This is a genomic window from Helicobacter sp. 11S02629-2 (genome assembly GCF_002272875.1).
GTDB lineage: Bacteria > Campylobacterota > Campylobacteria > Campylobacterales > Helicobacteraceae > Helicobacter_I.
This window is the reverse complement of sequence record NZ_MLAN01000010.1, coordinates 1-19,927: the sequence shown is the minus strand read 5'-3', so window position 1 is coordinate 19,927 and position 19,927 is coordinate 1. Positions and strand designations below refer to the sequence as shown.

Below are 19,927 nucleotides of genomic sequence, written 5' to 3'. Positions count from 1 at the left end.
ATAATGTCTATTTTCTTTCATTTAACCAAGGATTAATAGTAATGTTAAAATTTATAACACTGGCCTTTTTACTTCTCTTTCAGTTCGCACTTGCGGCTGAGATCTCAAAGATTGACTATAAGGGCTTAAGCTATATCTCATCTGAGCTAGCTTCTGATATAAGTAATATTAAAGAGGGCAGTACGCTTGATGAGGCAGCCATAGATAAGGCAGTTGTAAATTTTTATAATCAAGGCTATTTTAATGACGTATATGCCACTTTTGATAAGGGTGTACTAACTTTTCACTTCAAAGAAAAACCAAGTGTTGCTAGTATTGAGATTAAAGGCTGGGGTACTCAAAGTGAAAAAGATACACTTTATGGGCAAATAGGCATCAAAAAAGGCGATACCTTTGATAACACCAAGCTAAAAAATGCAAAAGATGTCATCTTAAAAGCCCTTGAATATAAAGGCTTTTATGGCACGGTAGTACAAGATGAGATAACTAAGCTAAGTAATGCAAACGCAGTCTCTATAATCCTTAATGTAAACCGTGGTAACACTATAGTCATAGATAAAAGCACTTATAATGGTGCTAAAAACCTTAAAAAAAGAACTATAGAATCTCTAAGTGCTAACAAGCAAAGAGACTTCTTAGGCTTCCTCCCCGGACTTAACAGCGGTAAACTTATACTTAACGAACTTGAAGTTGACCCTCTTAGAATCCAAGATGTTTACATGAGACATGGTTACTTAGACGCCCATGTTTCAACTCCTTTCTTAGAAGCTAATATGGACAACTATAAAGCTAAGCTTTATTACAACGTCCATGAAGGTGTTCAGTATAAAGTTAAAGATGTAGAGTTTAACCTAAGCAAAGATGTCATAACTAAAAAAGAGTTAAGTAAAAAACTTTTAACAGTCAAAGGATCTATCTTTGATATACAAAATGTAAGAACAGATATAGAATCTTTGAAGTTTAAGATAGCTGACCTTGGCTATGCCTACGTAGCTATAACTCCAGATCTCAAAAAAGATCCAAAAACTGCAGAAGTAACCGTAGACTTTAGGATAGATGTAGGGCAAAAAGTACATATTAATGACGTCGTTATAACTGGTAATACTAGAACAGGCGATAGGATAATCCGCCGTGAAGTCTTAATAGCCCCCGGAGATCTTTACTCTCTAACTAAGATAACCCAGTCAGAAAATGCCCTTAAAAGGCTAGGCTACTTTGATAAAGTGCGTATTGATTCAAGGCGCGTTACTAACGACTTAATAGACTTAGTGGTTAACGTCTCTGAAGGAAGGACAGGTGAGCTAGTCTTTGGTGTGGGTTATGGAAGCTTCTATGGTCTTATGGTTAATGCTAATGTTAATGAAAGAAACCTTTTTGGAAGTGGTTTTTCAGCAGGTATCGGGGCTAATGTAAGTTTTGGTGGGCAAGTAGGCTTACTAGGAAGTGGACTTAACTCTAGCTTGCTAAGAGGTCTAACCCAGCAAAACTTTAATGCCTCTTTGACTAACCCTCGTATATTAGATTCTAAGTGGAGTGTGTCATTTAACGCTTACTATGCTAACTCTTTAAGTTATGTCTACTCTCAAGAGACTATAGGTGGAGGCTTTAGCGTAGGTAGACTTTTACTTCCTAACCTAAGGCTTAATGTAGGCTATGACTTAAATAGGACTAATACCTATGGCTTTATAGATCTTTTTGGGAATTCTCAACCTTTATATAATAGATACTATGCAAGCCATGATGAGCGTGTATTTCCCACAAATATACCTGGCATAGATAGTCAAGTGTTGCATAATGCTCCAGATACATTGCTGAATGCCGTTGGTATTGGTGTAATAAGAGGTATATGGGATAGAAACTATGTTGGCTCTAACGCCCCTATAAAAAGTTCAGTTACACCAAGTCTAAACTTTGATAACACTGATGACTACTACTTCCCTAAAAACGGTATAAGTGCTTCAGTATCTGCCCAGCTTGCAGGTCTTGGAGGAGATGTTAGATATGTAAAACTTTATACTAAAAATGCCTTTTATTATGATCTTTCAAAGCTTTTGCATATAGACTTGATAGCTAGATATAAAGTCCAAGCAGGCTATCTTTTAAGATACTCACAAAATGACTTCTTTTCTTTAAATGATACTTTTTACATGGGTGGAGTTGGCACTATAAGAGGCTTTTATAGCTACTCTATCTCTCCAAATGATGAGTTTGGTCTTCGCGTAGGTGGAGATGGTATCTTTACTAACTCAGTAGAGCTAAGCTATGGTCTTATACCTAGTGCTAAGATGAGACTTAGCCTTTATGCAGACTATGGTTTCTTAACCTATAAAGGAACAAACAATCAAGCTAACTTTAAGCAGTTTGGAACCTTTAGCGGTCCTACTTCACTTTTACCTAGAGGTGCGGCAGGGGCGGCTATAGAGTGGGTATCTCCTATGGGTCCTATAGTACTAGTCTTCCCTTTCTTATGGTATAACGGGACTTCAGTCTTCTCATATCCGGGTGCTTCTAAGATTAGACAAAATAACAACTTCTTAAGTGACTATCCAAGCTACTTTGAGTTTACTATGGGGACAAGATTCTAAAAGATATCTTTTAAGTTATATGCTTACTTATAAAGCTATATAACTTAAGCCACTTACTGCCACAGCCTTAAATCTCTTTTTCAATTAAGGATTATTTTACTCTCCCTCTCTTATTAGGAGGGATTATCTTATTACTCCTTTTTTTATTGCTTCCTTTTTAGTCCATGATAAAAATATTAATTTTGATGCTAGAAGATACTTGCATCGATATGACATAGTAGATATTAAAAAGCTTTGATTACAGTTAAAATCCCCTTCATATCGTCTTTTTATCTTAAAACTTAAGACTTTGGAACATGACTTGCTTAAAAAGTATCGTATTTCAAATTTTGCAAAGGATGCGACATGAGTTTTAGGATTAATACAAACGTGGCTGCGCTTAACGCACATGCTATAGGTATGCAAAACAACAGAAATCTTTCGGATGCGTTAGAGAAGCTTAGCTCTGGTTTAAGGATAAATAAGGCGGCAGATGATGCATCAGGTATGGCTATAGCTGATGCTTTGAGAAGTCAAAGTGATAGTTTGGGTCAAGCTGTTAAAAATGCCAATGATGCCATAGGTATGATTCAGATAGCTGATAAGGCTATGGATGAGCAAATAAAGATACTTGATACTGTAAAAACTAAGGCCATACAAGCAGCCCAAGATGGTCAAACTACAGAATCTAGAAAAGCCCTTCAAAGCGACATACAAAGACTGCTAGAAGAGTTAGATAATATAGCTAATACCACAAGCTTTAATGGTCAGCAGATGTTAAGTGGGTCTTTTTCTAATAAAGAATTTCAAATCGGTGCTTACTCTAACACTACTGTAAAAGCTTCTATTGGGCCAACTGGTAGCGATAAGATAGGTCAAGTAAGGATGGAAACATCTTCTATGAATGGCATAGGCATGAAAGCTAGTGCTGGAGCGTCTAACTTAACTGAAGTAGCACTAAAGTTCAAAGAAGTAGATGGCGCTAAAGACTTCACTATAGAAACTGCTAAAATCTCTACGAGTGCTGGAACTGGGCTTGGTGCTTTAAGCGATATCATTAATAAACATTCTGATCAGCTAGGAGTTAGGGCTTCTTATAACGTTATGGCTACTGGTGGAGTGCCAGTTAAGTCTGGGACCATAAGAGGACTAGTGATAAATCACGTCTCAATTGGTACTATAGATGATGTGCAAAAAAATGACGCTGATGGAAGATTGATTAATGCTATTAACTCTGTTAAAGATAGAACGGGCGTTGAAGCTTATATAGATATAACAGGCAGGATAAACCTAAAAAGCAACGACGGTCGTGCTATAGCAGTTCACGCACAAAGTGCTAGTGGACAAGTCTTTGGTGGAGGAAGCTTTGTAGGTGTATCTGGTATGAATAACACCACAGTTGGAAGACTAACTCTAGTTAGAACTGATGCAAGAGATATTATCATAAGTGGTACTAACTACTCTCACATAGGCTTCCACTCAGCCCAAGGTATAGCAGAGTACACAACTAACTTAAGGGCTTTAAAAGGCAACCTTGATAAAAACATAGCCAGTGCTAGTGGGGCTAATGCCAACTCTGCACAAGCTGATCTTAATAAGCAAGGACTAGGGGCTGGTGTGACTACTTTAAGAGGTGCTATGGTTGTTATGGACATGGCAGATTCTGCTAGGGCTATGCTAGATAGGATAAGGGCTGATATAGGTTCTGTGCAAATCCAGCTTACTTCAACTATCAACAACGTTTCAATCACCCAAGTAAACGTAAAAGCAGCTGAAAGTCAGATAAGAGATGTAGACTTTGCTCAAGAAAGTGCAAACTTTTCGAAATACAATATCCTAGCTCAAAGTGGAAGCTTTGCTATGGCACAAGCAAACGCTGTACAACAAAACGTACTAAAACTACTTCAGTAGCATCCTTTTACTTTAGAATCTTTGACTGGATTCTAAAGTAAGTTTGATAGCTTGCTTTACTAACTTTAAGCTTAGTCTTAAAGTAACTTCTAAATATTTCTACTAATCTATAAACTATAATTACAAAACTACAAAAGCATAAAGCTATGCGATAAAAAGTCAAAGGAAAGATATGTTTAGACGCGCTAGAAGACTTAGGATAAATAGTAATGTAAGAGAATTAGTAAGAGATGTTAGACTAGATATAAAAGACTTTATCTATCCTCTTTTTGCAGTACATGGAGAGGGCATTAAAAACGAGATAGGCTCTATGCCCGGTGTTTTTCAGATGTCAGTTGATGAGATACTTATAGAGTGTGATATCTTGCAGACTTTAGGCATTAATACTATCTTGCTTTTTGGGATTCCAGCTAAAAAAGATTCTATAGGAAGTGAGGCACTAGATAGTGAAAACTTTATAGTCGCTAAAACTATAAGGGCTATCAAAAAAGCCTTTCCAGAGATGTTAGTAGTAGCTGATGTGTGTTTTTGTGAGTATACAGATCATGGTCACTGTGGAATCTTAGATAAAGACACTGTTAATAATGACTTAACGCTTATAAACCTAGCTAAGCAGTCAGTCATCCTAGCAGAAGCTGGGGCTGATGTCATAGCACCTAGCTCTATGATGGATGGGCAAGTTTATGCTATAAGAAAAGGGCTTGATGAAGCAGGCTTTATAAACACGCCAATTATGAGTTACTCTACTAAGTTTTCTTCAAGCTATTATGGACCTTTTAGAGACGTGGCTAATAGTGCACCTAGCTTTGGCGATAGAAAGACTTACCAGCAAGACTTTGCTAATACTAATGATGCTATCTTAGAATCTTTAAGCGATGAAAAAGAAGGCGCTGATATATTAATGGTAAAGCCAGCCTTAGCTTATCTTGATGTAGTACACGCTATCAAGCAAGCCTCGCTTTTGCCTCTAGCAGTTTATAATGTAAGTGGTGAGTACGCACTTTTACAAGCGGGTAAAAAGCTAGGCGTTATAGACTATGATAAATTAGTGCTAGAAAATATGATAGCTTTTAAAAGGGCAGGGGCTGATATCATTATAAGTTATCACGCTAAAGAAGTAGCTAAGATGCTTAAAGCATAGTTTTGTAAGGTTAGATGTAGTAGGCTTGCTTAAAAAGGCAAAATTTACTATAATCTACCTCTTTTTACTAGCCTTATATTTTAATATCGTGCTCATAGCTCAGCTGAATAGAGCAACAGGTTGCGGTCCTGTAGGCCGGGGGTTTGAATCCCTCTGAGCACACCACCTACTTTTTAAATCTTTAATAACCTTTTTTATCTTACTAGTTGCTTGGTGTGTGTAGTGTTTTGCATTATGCTATGTGCTGCGTGATAATTATATATTTCTAGATTCTATAAAACTAAAAAGGCTTTTATAATATATAACTACTTGTAAGCGATCTACCTTAGTGTTTTAGGAGTACGGCAAGGAAGTGGGGTATATAAAAGATGCTTTTGCTAATTAAATATTAAGGCTTTATTGAAGTATGGAGGGCATAGTTGTGCATATTGTACTTCTTGGTATCTTATATAGTTGATAGAGTGCCACGTTATACACGCTACACCCTAAAATCAAGTTATAAAATAACTGCTTATAAAAGTGAGATTATAAAAGTGATGTTGTCGCCTAGGGCGACAACTAGAAGTGATTAGAGTTGTTTGTGATATAGCTTTATAGTTTTTAGTTGATGCTAGCATTATTTTTTTGGCATTTAGAGCAGATGACAAAAAGTCTCATATCATGACTTATAAGCTGGGCACCAAACTTCTCAGCTATAGAGATTTGTAGTCTTTCGATATCTGAGTCTACAAACTCTATGATATTTCCACAGTTTAAGCAGATGATGTGATCGTGGTGCTCTTTTGCTGCTATCTCATAGCGTCTTCCATTTTTATCAGCTTCAAGAGTTGTTATAAACTTTTCTTTTTCTAAAAAGCTTAAGATTCTATAAACTGAAGAGATGCTTGTGTTTTTATCTGTTGTTTTTATCTGAGCAGTTATCTCTTCTGGACTTAAGTGGGTGCCGTTTTTATAAAGCACAGAGATTATTTCCTCTCTTTGTTTTGAGTTTTTAAGCCCATTTTTCTTTATAGACAGTCTCAGTCTTTCTAGTATAGATTCTAAAGTTTCTAATCTTTTCGTCATTTTGAATCTCCTTGTATGTATGTATAACTTCTTATTTAATAATAAATAGTGATTATCATTTTATCACACAGAGATGAAGGCTTCCTATTTTTGTCATATTTTAATAACTTTGCACCACCATAGGAAACACTGGTGATAAAAAGTTAGAAAAAAGTTTATTTTTTATAACCATTTTAATATTTCGTCTTTTATGTCCCCTGATCTATAGATCTCAGTATGGACAACTTTTTTATTAAAGAGTGACTTTATGGCGTTTGGAATCTCGCTTTTTGTTTTAAGAGAGACTTCTAAAAGCGCTGTCTCATCGTTTGCGTCTTTGTCAAGCAAGGCTTTTAGCATAGTTTCTGGGAACTTACTCCAGTGTGCAGTTGAAACTATAACGCTAGGAAGTGGACAAGTAGAACTTATAGCATGCATGTAGGCGTTACTTGTGTGAGGGTCTAGGATGTAGTTTTTAGAGTAGGCGTCTTTTATCCCTTCTAAACACTCAGCCTGAGAGATGCTTTTTGACTTAAAGGTTGCTTGTAACTCTTTTAACTCATCTTTAGTAAGCTTGAAAAAGTTGTTTTTATCAAAGTGCTCATAAAGCTCTTTTGTCCTAGCAGTACCAAAGTAAGCATAAAGCAGCCTTTCTATATTAGAGCTTTTTAAGATATCCATAGCTGGAGAGCAAGTTAGGATAAGGTGTTTGTTTCTTATGTCATAGATTCCTGTTTTGAAAAAGTGATCTAAGACGTCATTTGGATTAGTGGAGATGTTTATAGTAGATATATGAGCACCTAGTTTTTTAGCAAAAAACGCCCCTAAAGCATTGCCAAAATTACCACTTGGTACAAAAACATTAAACATTCCATTTTCATTAAAGCTTTCAAATCTAAAAGATGCCCAGATGTAATAGACTATCTGAAAAGCTATGCGCACGATATTTACAGAGTTTGCCACACTTAGTTTATAGCCTTTAGCTTCTACTTGCTTTCTAAAGTCTGGGTCATTTAACAAAAGTTTTAAAGTACTCTGGGCTGTGTCAAAGTCGCCTTCCATCTTGAAAACATTAAGATTTTTAGAATCTATGGTGCTAAGTTGCAACTCTTGTATCTTGCTTGTGCCTCCACTTGGGTACATGCAAATAGCTTTTATGTTGTGTGCGTTTCTTAAAGCATTAAGCGCTGCTGGGCCTGTGTCTCCACTAGTGGCAGCAAGGATTAGATATTTTTCATTATTTTTCCCTGCCATAGAATCTAGCAAGTCTCCAAAAGGTGCTAGTGCCATGTCTTTGAAAGAAGAAGTTGGACCGTGATAGAGTTCTAGTGCATATAAGTGGTTGCTAATCTTTTTAAGTGGAGCTATCTCTTCAAACTTATCGTAAGTTTTTAGTGCGTGGTCTATTAGAGAGGATTCTATGTTTAGATGTTTAAAAATGGCAATTGAGAGTTCTTGATAGCTTAGATTCCTAAGTGAGTTTATATTAGGTATAGGAGTTATACCTTCAAGTGTGTAAAGTCCATTATAACTTGCCTTTGGGTTCAATAAAGCGTCTATGAAGCTTATGTCATCGCGGTTGCAGTTTGTGTCGTTTGGATCTATACCTCTTGTCTGAGCTATTCTTGTTTGTGTTTGCATTTTTAGAGCCTGCCTTAATCAAATTTTAGTTGGTTGTTTTAAGTTTTGATTGCAAAATTATATCTAATGCATGGATATAAATAATTTAACTTGCTATAATAAAACTCATTTGATTGCTAGCATTTCAGAGCAAAAAAGTGCCTTTTAGTAAAATATTTTTTACTTTTTTAGGTATAACAGGCAGGGAAGGTTAAGATGGACTTTACATACAAGTTGACTATGTTTGGTTTTCCAGACTTATGTGTTTCTTTAGAAGATGTGTATAGGCATTTAAAGCAGATACCAGTAGCTAGGGCTAATCTAGAGACACTAGATCAGTGCTATCTTATAGACTTAAAGACTGGAGAAAAGTTTGATATAGCTATAGATGGCGAGCGATTTTATATAGTGGGGTTTGAAAAGCTATGAAAAAGTTACTAATGTTGGTTTTTGTAGTATCTAGCCTATCACTTAGTTATGCAAACACCATATTAGATTCTTTATATCGTCTAACTAGGAATCCTTCCATAGTTGTAAGCACTTCAAAAAGTAGTACTTCACAAGAGCGTTCTTACTATGACGACAAAGGTAAAATAGTAAGGATAGAAAACTACGTGGATAACGTCTTAAATGGCGTCTCTTATGTGTTTTATAATAATGGGACTTTGAAAGAAGAAAAAAACTATGTTGATGGAAGTTTGAGTGGGGTATATAAGTCTTATTATGAAACAGGCGAGCTTAGAAAGCTTGCAAACTATACTAATGGCAAGCTAGATGGAAGACTTACTATGTACTTTAAAGATGGCAGTATGAGTGCACAGATGGAGTTTAAAAATGGCAAAAGAGATGGGCTATCTTTTGTGTTTTATAATAATGGCAATGTAGAAACTTACTCTACTTATAGAGATGGCAACTTAAATGGTAGTGTTAGCAGCTACTGCCAAAATGGACGCTTAGTTTTTAAAGGCTACTATAAAGATGGAGTTTTGATGCAAGGGCATAACTACTAGGCTTTAAGATATTGCACTATGCAAGCTTAAAGAAGATGACACAATGGTCATATGCATTAGCAATGTATAAGGCACAAGCTTTACTTCTAACTATTGCAATTAAATATTAAAAATATCACTACTTTTTCCTACCTACTCCACCTACTACCTCCACCTACTCCTGTGCTTCTTTGTACTAGGAAAGGGGGGATAGCTGCTTATTATTATTACTAATATAGTCTAGTGTTAAGGTTAAATAATGCTAAGTCATAAAACAATCATAAAGCCTAGATTTTTTTAGTTTAACCTTATTTTCATTTTTGTGCATCCTCTTTGACATCTTGCTTCACTAAAACCAAATGCAGGGTTTTGGAATCTTAAAATTTATAAAATCCAGATTTTAGACGATATAGCAGGATATAGTAATATATAGAATAATTGACATAAGGAGATGTAATGCAAATACAAGGAAGTAATCTAACATTACAACATAAGCTGATGCAAATGGCCTCTAGTGCGGGAGAGGAGATAAAGCCTAGCACACCAAAGATAGCACCAAATATGCCACTAGGAAAGTCAGGCATAAATGAAGAAGATGATAGTAAGCTAAAAGAGCAGTTAACTAGTTTAAGCCACGAGCTAAACAAAGAGATGAAAGAAGTTAACACTAGCATAAACTTCACCTACAACGACGATATAAAAGGCCTTGTAGTTACCGTCGAAGAAGCCGGGGATAAGAAGATTATAAGAGAGATTCCATCTAAAGAGGCTATAGAGCTTATGAAGAGGATGAGGGATGTTATAGGTAGTATTTTTGATAAAAAGGTTTAGATTTTTTAAGAATCTAGTTTCAAAGTAGGAGTTATTATAATGGCTATGGGTAAGTTAAGCTCTCTAGGCTTAGGAAGTTCTGTATTAAATTACGATGTTATAGATAAGCTTAAAAAGGCTGATGAAAAGGCGTTGATAGGTCCTACTGATAGAAAACTAGAGCAAAATGTAGAAAAGCAAAAAAATCTAATCGAGATAAAAGAAAAGCTAAGTGCACTTTACTCAAACGTAAAGTCTTTAAGTGACTTTTCAAGCTATATAGCAAGGGATGTGCACGTTTCAGGGAGTGCCATAGAAGCAAGTGCTGCACCGGGCGTGCCTACTCAAGATATAAATGTAGCTATAAGAAGCCTAGCAAAAAACGATATCAATGAAGTAGATACAAAGTATGCATCTAAAGATGCTGAGTTTAGCAAAGAAGATGGAGTCTTAGAGTTTTTTAGTAATAGTAAAAATTACAAGGTAAATATAAAAGCTGGCATGACTCTAAGTGATGTAGCTCAAGCTATAACTGATGCTACTAATGGAAGTGTGCTAGGCATAGTTATGAAAACAGGGGGGCAAAACCCCTATCAGTTGATGATAAACTCAAAATCTAGCGGAGAGGAATCAAGAGTTTACTTTGGGTCTATCTTAAAGTCAGAAAAGATCCCTCAAGCGCCAATTGACATACAAGGAGAGCAAGACTTTTTCGTAGAGATAAAAGATAAAAATGGTCTTCCACAAAAAGTAAGTATCAACCTAAAACTAGGTGCTAACTCAGCAGCTGAGCAAAAACCAGAAGCCATAAGAGATGCATTAAAAAAGGCTTTTGAAGATAGTCCTAGCTTAAAAGAGCTTTATGATAAGGGAGATATAAACGTAGGGCTAAGTGATGAGGGTAAGAGTGTATTAATCAATGATAGGCGTGGTCTTCCAGTCATAGTTGGGGGAACAAAGGCTGGAACGCTAGGCTTTTATAAAAACAACTTAGAATCTAAAAGCGATGATATGCTTGAAGCTAAGACTGCAGTTAAAGCTGGTCAGATTCTTGGAAGTATAAAAGTAGGTGATACCTCACTTGATCTATCCACTCTAACCAAAGAAGGCAACACTTCAGAAGATAACGCCAAAGCTATAGCAGAAGCGCTTAATAAGATAGATGGAGTAAACGCTAAAGAAGTAGATGCAAAGCTAGCTTTGAACTCTTCAAAAGGCACTATAAAGCTTAGTGCTGATGGTAAAGAAAACAAAGAAGCCCTAGAAGCTTTAGGCTTAAAAGAGGGCGAGTTAGCTGACTACTCTAAGATACAAAAAGATATATTTAGATTTAAAAACATCCAAACTGCAAGTGATGCTGAGTTTACCTTTAATGGTGCTGAGATAAGAAGACCTACTAATCAGGTAAATGACATCATAGGCGGGCTTACTATTACTTTAAACTCTGTGACGCCTAAAGACTCTCCAGTAACTATTAGCGTTAAAAACAACACTAAAGGGATAATAGATGGGGTTAAAGACTTTGTTAAGGCTTATAATGAACTAGTCCCTGTGCTTGATGCAAGCACTAGATATGACCCAGAGACTAGAAAAGGTGGCGTGTTTAATACAGAATCTACTATTAGAGAGATAAGACCTAATCTAAACCAAGCCATACTTCACTCAGTAGGAGTTGGTATAGATGTAAAAAGCCTAGTAAGCTATGGCATAACTATTAATGATAAAAGTGTTATGAGTTTAGATGAATCTAAGCTTAGCTCTATGGTTAATAGCGACCCAGAAGCTGCTAAGAATCTCTTCTATGGGAAAGATGGCAAAGATAGTTTTGGTAAAGATAAGTTAACTCCGGGAGTTTTCCCGCAAATTAGCAAAGTTTTGGCCGATTTACTAGATGGCGGTAATGCGAAACTAAAGATATTTGAGCAGAACCTTGAAAAAGAAGTTAAAAGCCTAGATAAGGATAAAAAGCAGGCCATGGAGTTACTAAACTCCCGCTATGACACGATGGCGTCTAGGTTTGCTGCTTATGATGAGCAGATATCAAAGGCTAATAACTCTTTTAGTTCAGTCCAAATGCTAATAGATCAAGCTGCTAATGCTAAAAAGAAATAAGGAGTACTTATGCGTGCAATGAATGCTTATAGCATGTATAGACAAAACTCTATTAATGTAGAAAGTCCTTCTAAGCTAATAGAAATGCTTTATGAAGGCATCCTTCGCTTTCTAGGACAGGCAAGACGCCATATAGAAGATGAAGACATAGAAAAAAAGATCTACTACATAAACAGAACTGTAGATATCTTTACTGAGCTTTTAAATGTGCTTGATTATGAAAGAGGTGGTGAGGTAGCAGTATATCTAACTGGACTTTATACCCATCAGATAAAAACGCTAACTCAAGCAAATATGGAAGATGATGTAGAAAAGATAGATATAGTAGTAAAAGTTACTAGAGGTTTACTTGAAGCGTGGCGTGAGATCCACCAAGAAGAGTTAAGATAGGTTTATGATTAAAGGGTGAGAGGTTTATAGATAGTGAGTGAAGATTCTATAGACATTAGTTCATGGATAGATAGCATGAAGGTAGCCCTCTTAGAAAAAGATTCCAAAAAAGCCTTTGAGTTAACACAAAACCTCCCTAACTTAAAAGATGACACAGCTTTAGAGAATCTAAATATAGTTCTTAATCTAATAAAAGAAGCCATAAACTTGCTAGAAGATGAAAAAGCCCTCACAAAGGCTAATCTAGATAAGATGAAGCAAGCTAAGAAGTTTTTTAAATAGATGCTTCTTTGAAATGGTTTTTACATTAATTTTAATAATTTAATTTTTACACTTGCTACTTAAGCGGCTTAAATTAGCTAAAACTTCTATCTACTAAGATAATGGCTTATCTTAGTAGATGATAATTGTTTGAGTTGGCTTTTAGGAAGTGGCGAAATGCTTTTTTTGTTAGTATTTATAAGTTAGCTTAAAAGATTTTTAACGCACTCTGAGATTCTTTTCCCACTTGCTACATCGCTTAAAGCCTTAGTTTCTTTCATAACAGCACCTAGGTCTTTTAAGCTAGTAGCACCAACTTGTTTTATGATCTCTTCTATCTTTGCTTTTAGCTCATCATCACTTAGCTGGGCTGGCATATAAGATTCTATAAGTTTTAGTTCATACTCTTCTTTTTGTGCTAGGTCTTCACGCCCAGCTTTTTTGTAGCTATCAATTGCATCTTGTCTTTGTTTAGCAGTTGTTTTTAGCAAGCCTAAGACTAAAGCGTCATCTGCTTCTACTCTTTGGTCTACTTCAACTTGCTTGATGTTTGCACTTATCATCCTTAGTGCGTCTCTTTTTTGTGCATCTTTGCTTATCATGGCTTGTTTTATATCTTCTAAAATTTTAGCCTTTAAAGTCATGTGTTTCATCCTTTGGAATGTGATTTGCTTTTTATTATACATCTAAAACAAGGATGTGTTATGAAAAAAGTTCTTCTTATGCTGGTAGCATTAGCAGCCTTAGTGCGTCTTTTAGCCTATGAGCCAGAGATTAATCTAAACCCACCAAGATACGTAGAAGAGATGCCAGATAAAGACTTTGTACCTGAGATCAGTAAGCCCGGATCTCTTTTTGGTCAAGGAGATAGACCACTTTTTGCTGATAGACGCGCTATGAAGCCAGATGACTTAATAACAGTGCTTGTTAATGAGACTAGTAGCTCAAAGTTTGACACATCTAAAAAGTATAATGGTGCAAGTGGAGGCAATATAACTCCACCCCAACTTGTCTATAACGGCACAGATGCACAGCAAAGGGCTAACACTCAGTACCTAAATGATCAAAATAACTACACCTTAAATAAGGCTAATAACACTTCAAACTTTACAGGAGGAGGCTCAACTTCTAACTCTGGGAATCTTAGCCTTACAGTTACAGCAAGGATTTTAAAAGTCATGCAAAATGGTAACTACTTCATATATGGTAAAAAAGAGATGTTAGTAGATGGTGAAAAGCAGATATTTCAGATAAGTGGCGTGATAAGACCTTATGACATAGCCCGCCAAAATACTATCGATAGTAAGTACATTTCAGATTCTAAGATCTCTTTTGTGACTGTTGGCAAAGCTAGTGATACTACTAAGATGAAGCCTACAGAAGACGCTGTTGAATCTGCTTGGCCTTACTAAGACAAACATACACAAGATGATTTTTAAAAATATTCACTCTAAAAAGATAAAAAATATTTAAAGGTTTTAAAAAAAGCCGATATCTATTTCAACCGGGCAAGGATGCCTTGGGTAAAAATCACAAGGAGTGAAAGATGGCTTTTGAAGTCAATACAAATATTAACGCATTAAACTCACACGTCAACGCAGTTGCTACTCAAAGAGGTCTTAAAGATTCTCTTGAAAAGTTAAGCTCAGGTCTTAGGATAAACAAAGCAGCAGATGATGCTTCTGGTATGACAATCGCAGATAGTTTGAGAGGTCAAGCTAGCTCTTTAGGTCAAGCTATAAGTAACACCAATGATGCTATGGGTATCATACAAATAGCTGATAAAGCTATGGATGAGCAGTTAAAGATTCTAGATACTATCAAAGTTAAAGCTACTCAAGCTGCACAAGATGGTCAAACTACGCAATCTAGAAAGGCTATCCAAAGTGACATCACTAGACTTATACAAGGTCTTGATCAAATCGGAAACACTACAAGCTTTAATGGTCAAAAGTTGCTATCTGGTTCTTTTACTAATAAAGAGTTCCAAGTAGGTGCTTACTCTAATGAAAGCATTAAAGCTTCAATAGGTTCTACAACTAGTGATAAGATAGGTCAAGTAAGAGTAGAAACTGGATCTTTGATCACTGCTGCTAGCGTTGCTAATATCACTTTTAAAAACGTAGATGGTACTAACAACGTAAAACTAGAATCAGTTAAGATCTCTCACTCTGTGGGTACAGGTCTTGGTGTGCTAGCTGAAGTTATCAATAAGTCTTCTGATAAAACAGGAGTTAGGGCTACTGCTAATGTTGTAACAACTTCTGATGCTGCTATCAAGTCTGGTTCTTTAAACGATGTAGTGCTAAATGGCGTAACTATAGGAGATCTTGTAGGTATAAAAGCTGCTGACTCTGATGGTAGATTAGTTCAAGCTTTCAATCAAGTAAGTGATCAAACTGGTGTTGAAGCTTACACAGATGCACAAGGTAGACTAAACCTAAGAAGTATAGACGGAAGAGGTATAGATCTAAAAACTGCTGCTGGTGATAAGAAAGAAGGTCCTATGGCCATAGAATCAGTCAACGGTGGTCAAGAGCTTACTAAAGGTTCTACTAACTACGGAAGACTAAGTCTAACTAGACTAGATGCAAGAGATATCATCGTAGCTTCTGCTGCTGATGCTAAAGGTGGCTATGGTGCTATAGGTTTTGGTGATGGAAAAGTTGCTGAAACTGTTGTAAACCTAAGAGATACTATGGGTGATTTTAACGCTTCTGTTAAGTCTGCAAGTGGTGCTAACTATAACGCTGTTATGGCTAGTGGTAACCACTCTTTAGGTGCTGGTGTTACAACTCTTAGAGGTGCTATGGTTGTTATGGATATAGCTGAGTCTGCTACTAAGATGTTAGATAAGATTAGAGCTGATCTTGGTTCTGTACAAGGTCAAATGATAAGTACAGTTAACAACATAAGTGTTACTCAAGTGAATGTAAAAGCTGCTGAAAGTGGTATAAGAGATGTAGACTTCGCTCAAGAAAGTGCTAACTTCTCTAAATTCAACATCCTTGCTCAATCTGGTGCTTTTGCTATGAGTCAAGCTAACGCTACTCAACAAAACATCTTAAGACTACTAGGTCAGTAAGTTTGATGTAAGAGTTTAAAGGCGTGATTTAAGCTTTTAAAACTTTCTTTTTGTGACTTTGATAGTTTAGAGGTCTTTTAAAGACCCTAGCCATCAAAGGAAGCAAAGCCTTATAAAATCCCCCCTTTATATTTTAGAATCTAATATTTTTAAGATTAGTACAGATTATTATGCCTTAGATGCACTAGATTGGAGTTTGATAATAACCACAAGGGAAGTGCTAAACTATGATGTGATTACTTAGTTTGCTTTAAGTACTCTTTTTAATAGTATTTTCACTGCTTTCCTTTTATAGTTTTGTTTTATGCTCTTTATGTAAGATTCTTTTAATCACAAGCTCTAGTATTTCTTTTTCTTTTAGGCTTTCAGCATCATATTCATACACTTTGGTGTTTTCCATATCTGGCAAGTATGTAAGACTAAAGGCATCAATTACTATGCTGGATTCTAAGTCCTTTAATTCGTATCTATTAGTAAAAGATTTATATATGGCATGTATCTCTTTAGCACTATTTCCTACAACATCTAAAAAACCACTTCTTACGCCTATTACACACTCTGCCTTGCTTGCTACATATCTAGCTTCATCTATTTGTAAAAAGCAAGTTTTTCCATAGCTATTGCACTCACTATTTGCCATTACATTAAAGACTACGTCATATCCTTGTATTAAAAAAGCTTTTGATAGTTTTATCCAAAACTCTGGTGATACACTTAAGTTTGATTTAGCTTCTGGTGAGATGAAGATGAATTTTGCATTGAGACTTAAAGTGTGCATTTTGAGTATGGCGTTATTTACTGAGTTATTTAATATTGTAGGTTTTTTGTAGATTGGGCTTTGCAGATTTAAGGTATTTTTAACTTCTGTGACAAAGTTTTTTTGCTCTCCTTGACAAAGTTTGGATTCTAAATCTACAAAGTGACTATGAGGAAGGAAGTTAAAATATCTTGTTATACCATCTTTTAAGACTTGCTTTTTTATAGGGCTAATTTGTAGTTCAAAAAAGATATTTGGTACTTTTAAGAATCTAGCTTGTGGATAAAACATGCTAATTAGATATCGATAATACTCTGAGGTTGATATAAAGACTGGATTACTTATGTTGCTAATTTGCATGTATTTTTCTAGGTGAGAGAGCAATAAGAATGTTTCTCCAGACTTTGTAAATAAAGCTATTATGTCTAATTTATCAAAATCAAATTTTTGTCTTACAAAACTTGCAACTAGCTGGAGTAAAAATGAAGAAGACTTTCCAGTATAGAATCTAAAAAATTTAAAATTAGCATATTTATTACCAAGGTGAAACTCCACACGACAACATTTGATTCCAAATAGTCTATAAATAAGAAATAGGTTTTTGAAATGTAGTGTTTTGGTGAAAAGCCCACCAAAAAAGCTTTCCTTATACTTATGGTCATCAAAAAGACGAGTATATATCTTAAAGCCTAAAAACTTTACTGTCTTATCCACCATTAAATCCTATAGCTATCATAAAGTGCCATTTTGGCATTTTTATTTGAGGTATTATTATCCCCACCTGCCTTTAAGCTTGTCTCACTAACTATGATTTTTACAACCTCACTTACATCTTTGTTTTCTATATCCATCTCAAAAAGCAAGGACTTATTAACACTTGGCAAGTAGCTAAGATTAAACCCAGCAAATACATGTTTGGAATCTAGGGCATTAAAAAGAGATCTATTTTTAAAACTAGTATATAAAGCAAAGATTGGAACATCTGCTTGAAGTAAGTTTTCAAGTAGTCCACTTCTTAGTCCTACTACTCCAAGAGAAAGCCTAGCAAGCATATAGACTTCACTAAGGCTAAGATAGCAGTGCTTGTATCTAGTAAGTTTTATATCACTGTTTTTATGAACTGCATTTATAAAGATATCTATGCCTTTAGCTTCTAAAGCCTTAGTTAACTCCTTCCAAAAGCTTGCCTTTATACTTTTACAAGAGGCTGCTTCAGGAGCTAGTATTACAAAGTTTTCTAAGTTAAGGTTTATGCTTTGTATCTTTTCTAACATAGCGTTTTTAGCTTTTTTACTAAAAGCAGTATTAAGATTAACTTTTTTGTAATCTAAGCTATCTTTAGATATATCTAAGTGTTTTAGCATTAAGTCAAAGTAGTGGGCGTTATCTAGCTTGGAGTTTCTTATAAGGTCTTCTACTTTCATAAAATAGCTACTAGTAAAGATGGTAAAAAATCTTTGCTTGTCTATAGTTTTAATCTTTCCGTAAAAAAGACCTATATCTTCTACTAAGATATAAGGCACTTTAATATCTAAGAGATTTAATATATCTATATGGTAGTTTTTAGTTAGTATAAAAAGTAGATTCTTAGAGTTAGTTTTTTCTATAAAAGGTTTTAAAACATAGGTTAAAAAAAGATATATCTCCCCACTATTAGAACTAAAGATAAAGATATCACTATAAGCTTTTAACTCTAGATCATGCTTTTTTACTTTATCTTCATACTTTTTAATCATAGCTTTATCATAGGTCTTGTTTAACTCTAGGATTCTAACTAGCCTTCGTCCTTGATAGTCTTTAATGTAAGTTTCACTCATAACCCTTTTATAAACTACTATATTTAATATGCTAAAAGTCTTAGTTAGCACATCACTTTCATCAACACGTGCTTGCCACATAAAGATACAGTTATTACAAAGTGGTTTTATGAGCTTTTTTATATTTTTTAAGATCTTTCTTTTTTCTAAGCTCATATCTAAGTCCTAGCTTTTATTTAGACTTGCTTTATCTAAGGTCTTATCTGTGCTAGCTAAGTCTTTATTAAGGCTTTGGTCTTTAAAGCCTATCTTGTCACTTATCCCGCAGCTTTTTAGGCAATCATGTATATTTATAACACCTATAGGTTTTTTATCTTCTAATATGAAGATGCTAGTTATCTCCTTAGCTTGCATTAAGTCTAATGCAGTAGCTACAAGCGTAGTAGGAGCTAAAGTTATAGGGTCTTTAGTCATAAGCAAAGAGATATCTTTATCTAAAAAGTCTCTATTAAGTATCCTTCTTAAGTCTCCATCAGTTAGTATCCCTATTAGATAACCTAAGTCATTTACAAAACCCACACAGCCAAGACGCTTTAAAGTCATCTCTAAGAGGGCATCTTTAAGGCTGGCTTTTTCATGAAGTAAAGGCAAGGCATCATCTTTATGCATGATGGATGAAACTTGTAATAAAGAAAAGCCAAGCTTGCCACCGGGATGGAAGTTTTCAAACTTAGCTTTAGAAAAGTTTCTTCTTTCCATAAGTCTTACAGTTAATATGTCTCCTAAGACTAAAGTAGCAGTAGTAGATGAGGTTGGTGCTAGGTTTAAAGGGCAAGCTTCTTTGCCGCTAGGTAGGCTTAGCACCACGTTTCCAGCTTTGCCTAAAGTGCTGTCTTTGTTTTTAGTTATAGAGATTAAAGGAAGCCTAAACTTTTTGCAATAAGCTAGCACGTCTACTAACTCTTTGCTTTCTCCACTATTAGATATAGCTACTACTAAGTCTTTATCTTTTAGCATGCCTAAGTCTCCATGGCTTGCTTCACTAGGGTGGATGAAAAAAGATGGCGTTCCAGTTGAAGCAAGGGAAGAGACTATCTTTTTAGCAATGATCCCAGACTTTCCCATACCAGTAAATACTACTCTGCCTTTAGTAGATGTAATTAAGTCTAAAGCTTTGCTTAGAGGTGATGCTTTAGGATAGTTTTCTAGCTGCTTAGAATCTAGACTTTCTTTTATTAGCCCCTCTTTTAAAAGCTTTAAGTTTTCTATCTCTATATCTATAGTTTTTAAAGCAGATTCTAAATCTTTATCTAAAGATATGGAATCTAAGGCCTTAGCATCACCCATCTTATACGTAACATCTAGCCTAGCATCCCTTTTTACATTGAGTGCATAAGCACACTTTAAACCACTAGGTTTAGTGTCATTAACTAAGATTCTTTCTCCTACTGGAAGAGAGTGAAGCAAGTAGTCATATCTTATGTTA

Annotated in this window: 17 protein-coding genes and 1 tRNA gene; 12 read left to right on the top strand and 6 right to left on the bottom strand. The window is 35.4% G+C overall.

What is annotated here, in order from left to right; all coding sequences use genetic code 11:
- Positions 1-41 precede the first annotated feature (41 nt).
- The 4 genes from bamA (at position 42) to BKH40_RS06580 (ending at position 5,781) form a co-directional block, all read left to right on the top strand.
- Complete coding sequence (gene bamA / locus BKH40_RS06595; protein ID WP_095278014.1) at positions 42-2,585, top strand: outer membrane protein assembly factor BamA; 2,544 nt, start codon at positions 42-44, stop codon at positions 2,583-2,585.
- Positions 2,586-2,930: 345 nt separating this feature from the next.
- Positions 2,931-4,475, top strand: coding sequence for a flagellin B (locus BKH40_RS06590; protein ID WP_095278012.1), 1,545 nt, complete (start codon positions 2,931-2,933; stop codon positions 4,473-4,475).
- 172 nt (positions 4,476-4,647) lie between these two features.
- Complete coding sequence (hemB, locus tag BKH40_RS06585; RefSeq protein ID WP_095278011.1) at positions 4,648-5,616, top strand: porphobilinogen synthase; 969 nt, start codon at positions 4,648-4,650, stop codon at positions 5,614-5,616.
- Between the two features lie 88 nt (positions 5,617-5,704).
- A tRNA-Arg gene (locus BKH40_RS06580) sits at positions 5,705-5,781 on the top strand.
- A 435-nt stretch (positions 5,782-6,216) separates the two neighbouring features.
- Here BKH40_RS06580 and BKH40_RS06575 read toward each other — a convergent pair.
- Positions 6,217-6,681, bottom strand: a complete 465-nt coding sequence (locus tag BKH40_RS06575; RefSeq protein ID WP_095278009.1) for a Fur family transcriptional regulator — start codon at positions 6,679-6,681, stop codon at positions 6,217-6,219.
- A 162-nt stretch (positions 6,682-6,843) separates the two neighbouring features.
- Positions 6,844-8,301, bottom strand: a complete 1,458-nt coding sequence (gene thrC / locus BKH40_RS06570; RefSeq protein WP_095278007.1) for a threonine synthase — start codon at positions 8,299-8,301, stop codon at positions 6,844-6,846.
- A 195-nt stretch (positions 8,302-8,496) separates the two neighbouring features.
- Between thrC and BKH40_RS06565 the strand changes: the two genes are divergently transcribed.
- From BKH40_RS06565 to BKH40_RS06540, 6 genes are all read left to right on the top strand, one after another.
- Positions 8,497-8,709, top strand: coding sequence for a hypothetical protein (locus BKH40_RS06565; protein WP_095278006.1), 213 nt, complete (start codon positions 8,497-8,499; stop codon positions 8,707-8,709).
- On the top strand, positions 8,706-9,290 hold the full coding sequence (locus tag BKH40_RS06560) for a toxin-antitoxin system YwqK family antitoxin (protein WP_095278004.1): 585 nt from the start codon (positions 8,706-8,708) through the stop codon (positions 9,288-9,290). The genes BKH40_RS06565 and BKH40_RS06560 overlap by 4 nt, the downstream gene beginning before the upstream one ends.
- 435 nt (positions 9,291-9,725) lie before the next feature.
- A complete protein-coding gene (locus BKH40_RS06555) occupies positions 9,726-10,100 on the top strand; it encodes a FlaG family protein (RefSeq protein WP_095278002.1) in 375 nt (124 codons plus the stop codon).
- 39 nt (positions 10,101-10,139) lie between these two features.
- Complete coding sequence (fliD, locus tag BKH40_RS06550) at positions 10,140-12,191, top strand: flagellar filament capping protein FliD (RefSeq protein WP_095278000.1); 2,052 nt, start codon at positions 10,140-10,142, stop codon at positions 12,189-12,191.
- A gap of 9 nt (positions 12,192-12,200) precedes the next feature.
- A complete protein-coding gene (fliS, locus tag BKH40_RS06545; RefSeq protein ID WP_095277999.1) occupies positions 12,201-12,581 on the top strand; it encodes a flagellar export chaperone FliS in 381 nt (126 codons plus the stop codon).
- 33 nt (positions 12,582-12,614) lie between these two features.
- Entirely contained in the window at positions 12,615-12,863 is a 249-nt protein-coding gene (locus tag BKH40_RS06540) for a hypothetical protein (protein ID WP_143428464.1), read from the top strand.
- 182 nt (positions 12,864-13,045) lie between these two features.
- On the opposite strand, the gene BKH40_RS06535 is transcribed toward BKH40_RS06540, so the two are convergent.
- On the bottom strand, positions 13,046-13,486 hold the full coding sequence (locus BKH40_RS06535; protein ID WP_095277995.1) for a GatB/YqeY domain-containing protein: 441 nt from the start codon (positions 13,484-13,486) through the stop codon (positions 13,046-13,048).
- A gap of 60 nt (positions 13,487-13,546) precedes the next feature.
- On the opposite strand from BKH40_RS06535, the gene flgH reads away from it, so the two are divergent.
- Together flgH and BKH40_RS06525 are read left to right on the top strand one after the other, a co-directional pair.
- Positions 13,547-14,254, top strand: a complete 708-nt coding sequence (gene flgH / locus BKH40_RS06530; RefSeq protein WP_095277993.1) for a flagellar basal body L-ring protein FlgH — start codon at positions 13,547-13,549, stop codon at positions 14,252-14,254.
- Between the two features lie 134 nt (positions 14,255-14,388).
- Positions 14,389-15,927 carry a flagellin A gene (locus BKH40_RS06525; RefSeq protein ID WP_095277991.1) on the top strand — a complete coding sequence of 513 codons (1,539 nt, stop codon included), beginning with the start codon at positions 14,389-14,391 and terminating at the stop codon, positions 15,925-15,927.
- 289 nt (positions 15,928-16,216) lie between these two features.
- Here the strand turns inward: BKH40_RS06525 and BKH40_RS06520 are convergent, their stop codons facing one another.
- The 3 genes from BKH40_RS06520 to BKH40_RS06510 all read right to left on the bottom strand — a co-directional run.
- Positions 16,217-17,398: a hypothetical protein gene (locus tag BKH40_RS06520; RefSeq protein ID WP_143428463.1), complete on the bottom strand. Its 1,182-nt coding sequence runs from the start codon at positions 17,396-17,398 to the stop codon at positions 16,217-16,219.
- A gap of 2 nt (positions 17,399-17,400) precedes the next feature.
- A complete protein-coding gene (locus BKH40_RS06515; protein ID WP_095277988.1) occupies positions 17,401-18,657 on the bottom strand; it encodes a hypothetical protein in 1,257 nt (418 codons plus the stop codon).
- A gap of 9 nt (positions 18,658-18,666) precedes the next feature.
- A partial coding sequence (locus tag BKH40_RS06510; RefSeq protein ID WP_095277986.1) for a KpsF/GutQ family sugar-phosphate isomerase occupies positions 18,667-19,927 on the bottom strand: 1,261 nt, incomplete at its 5' end.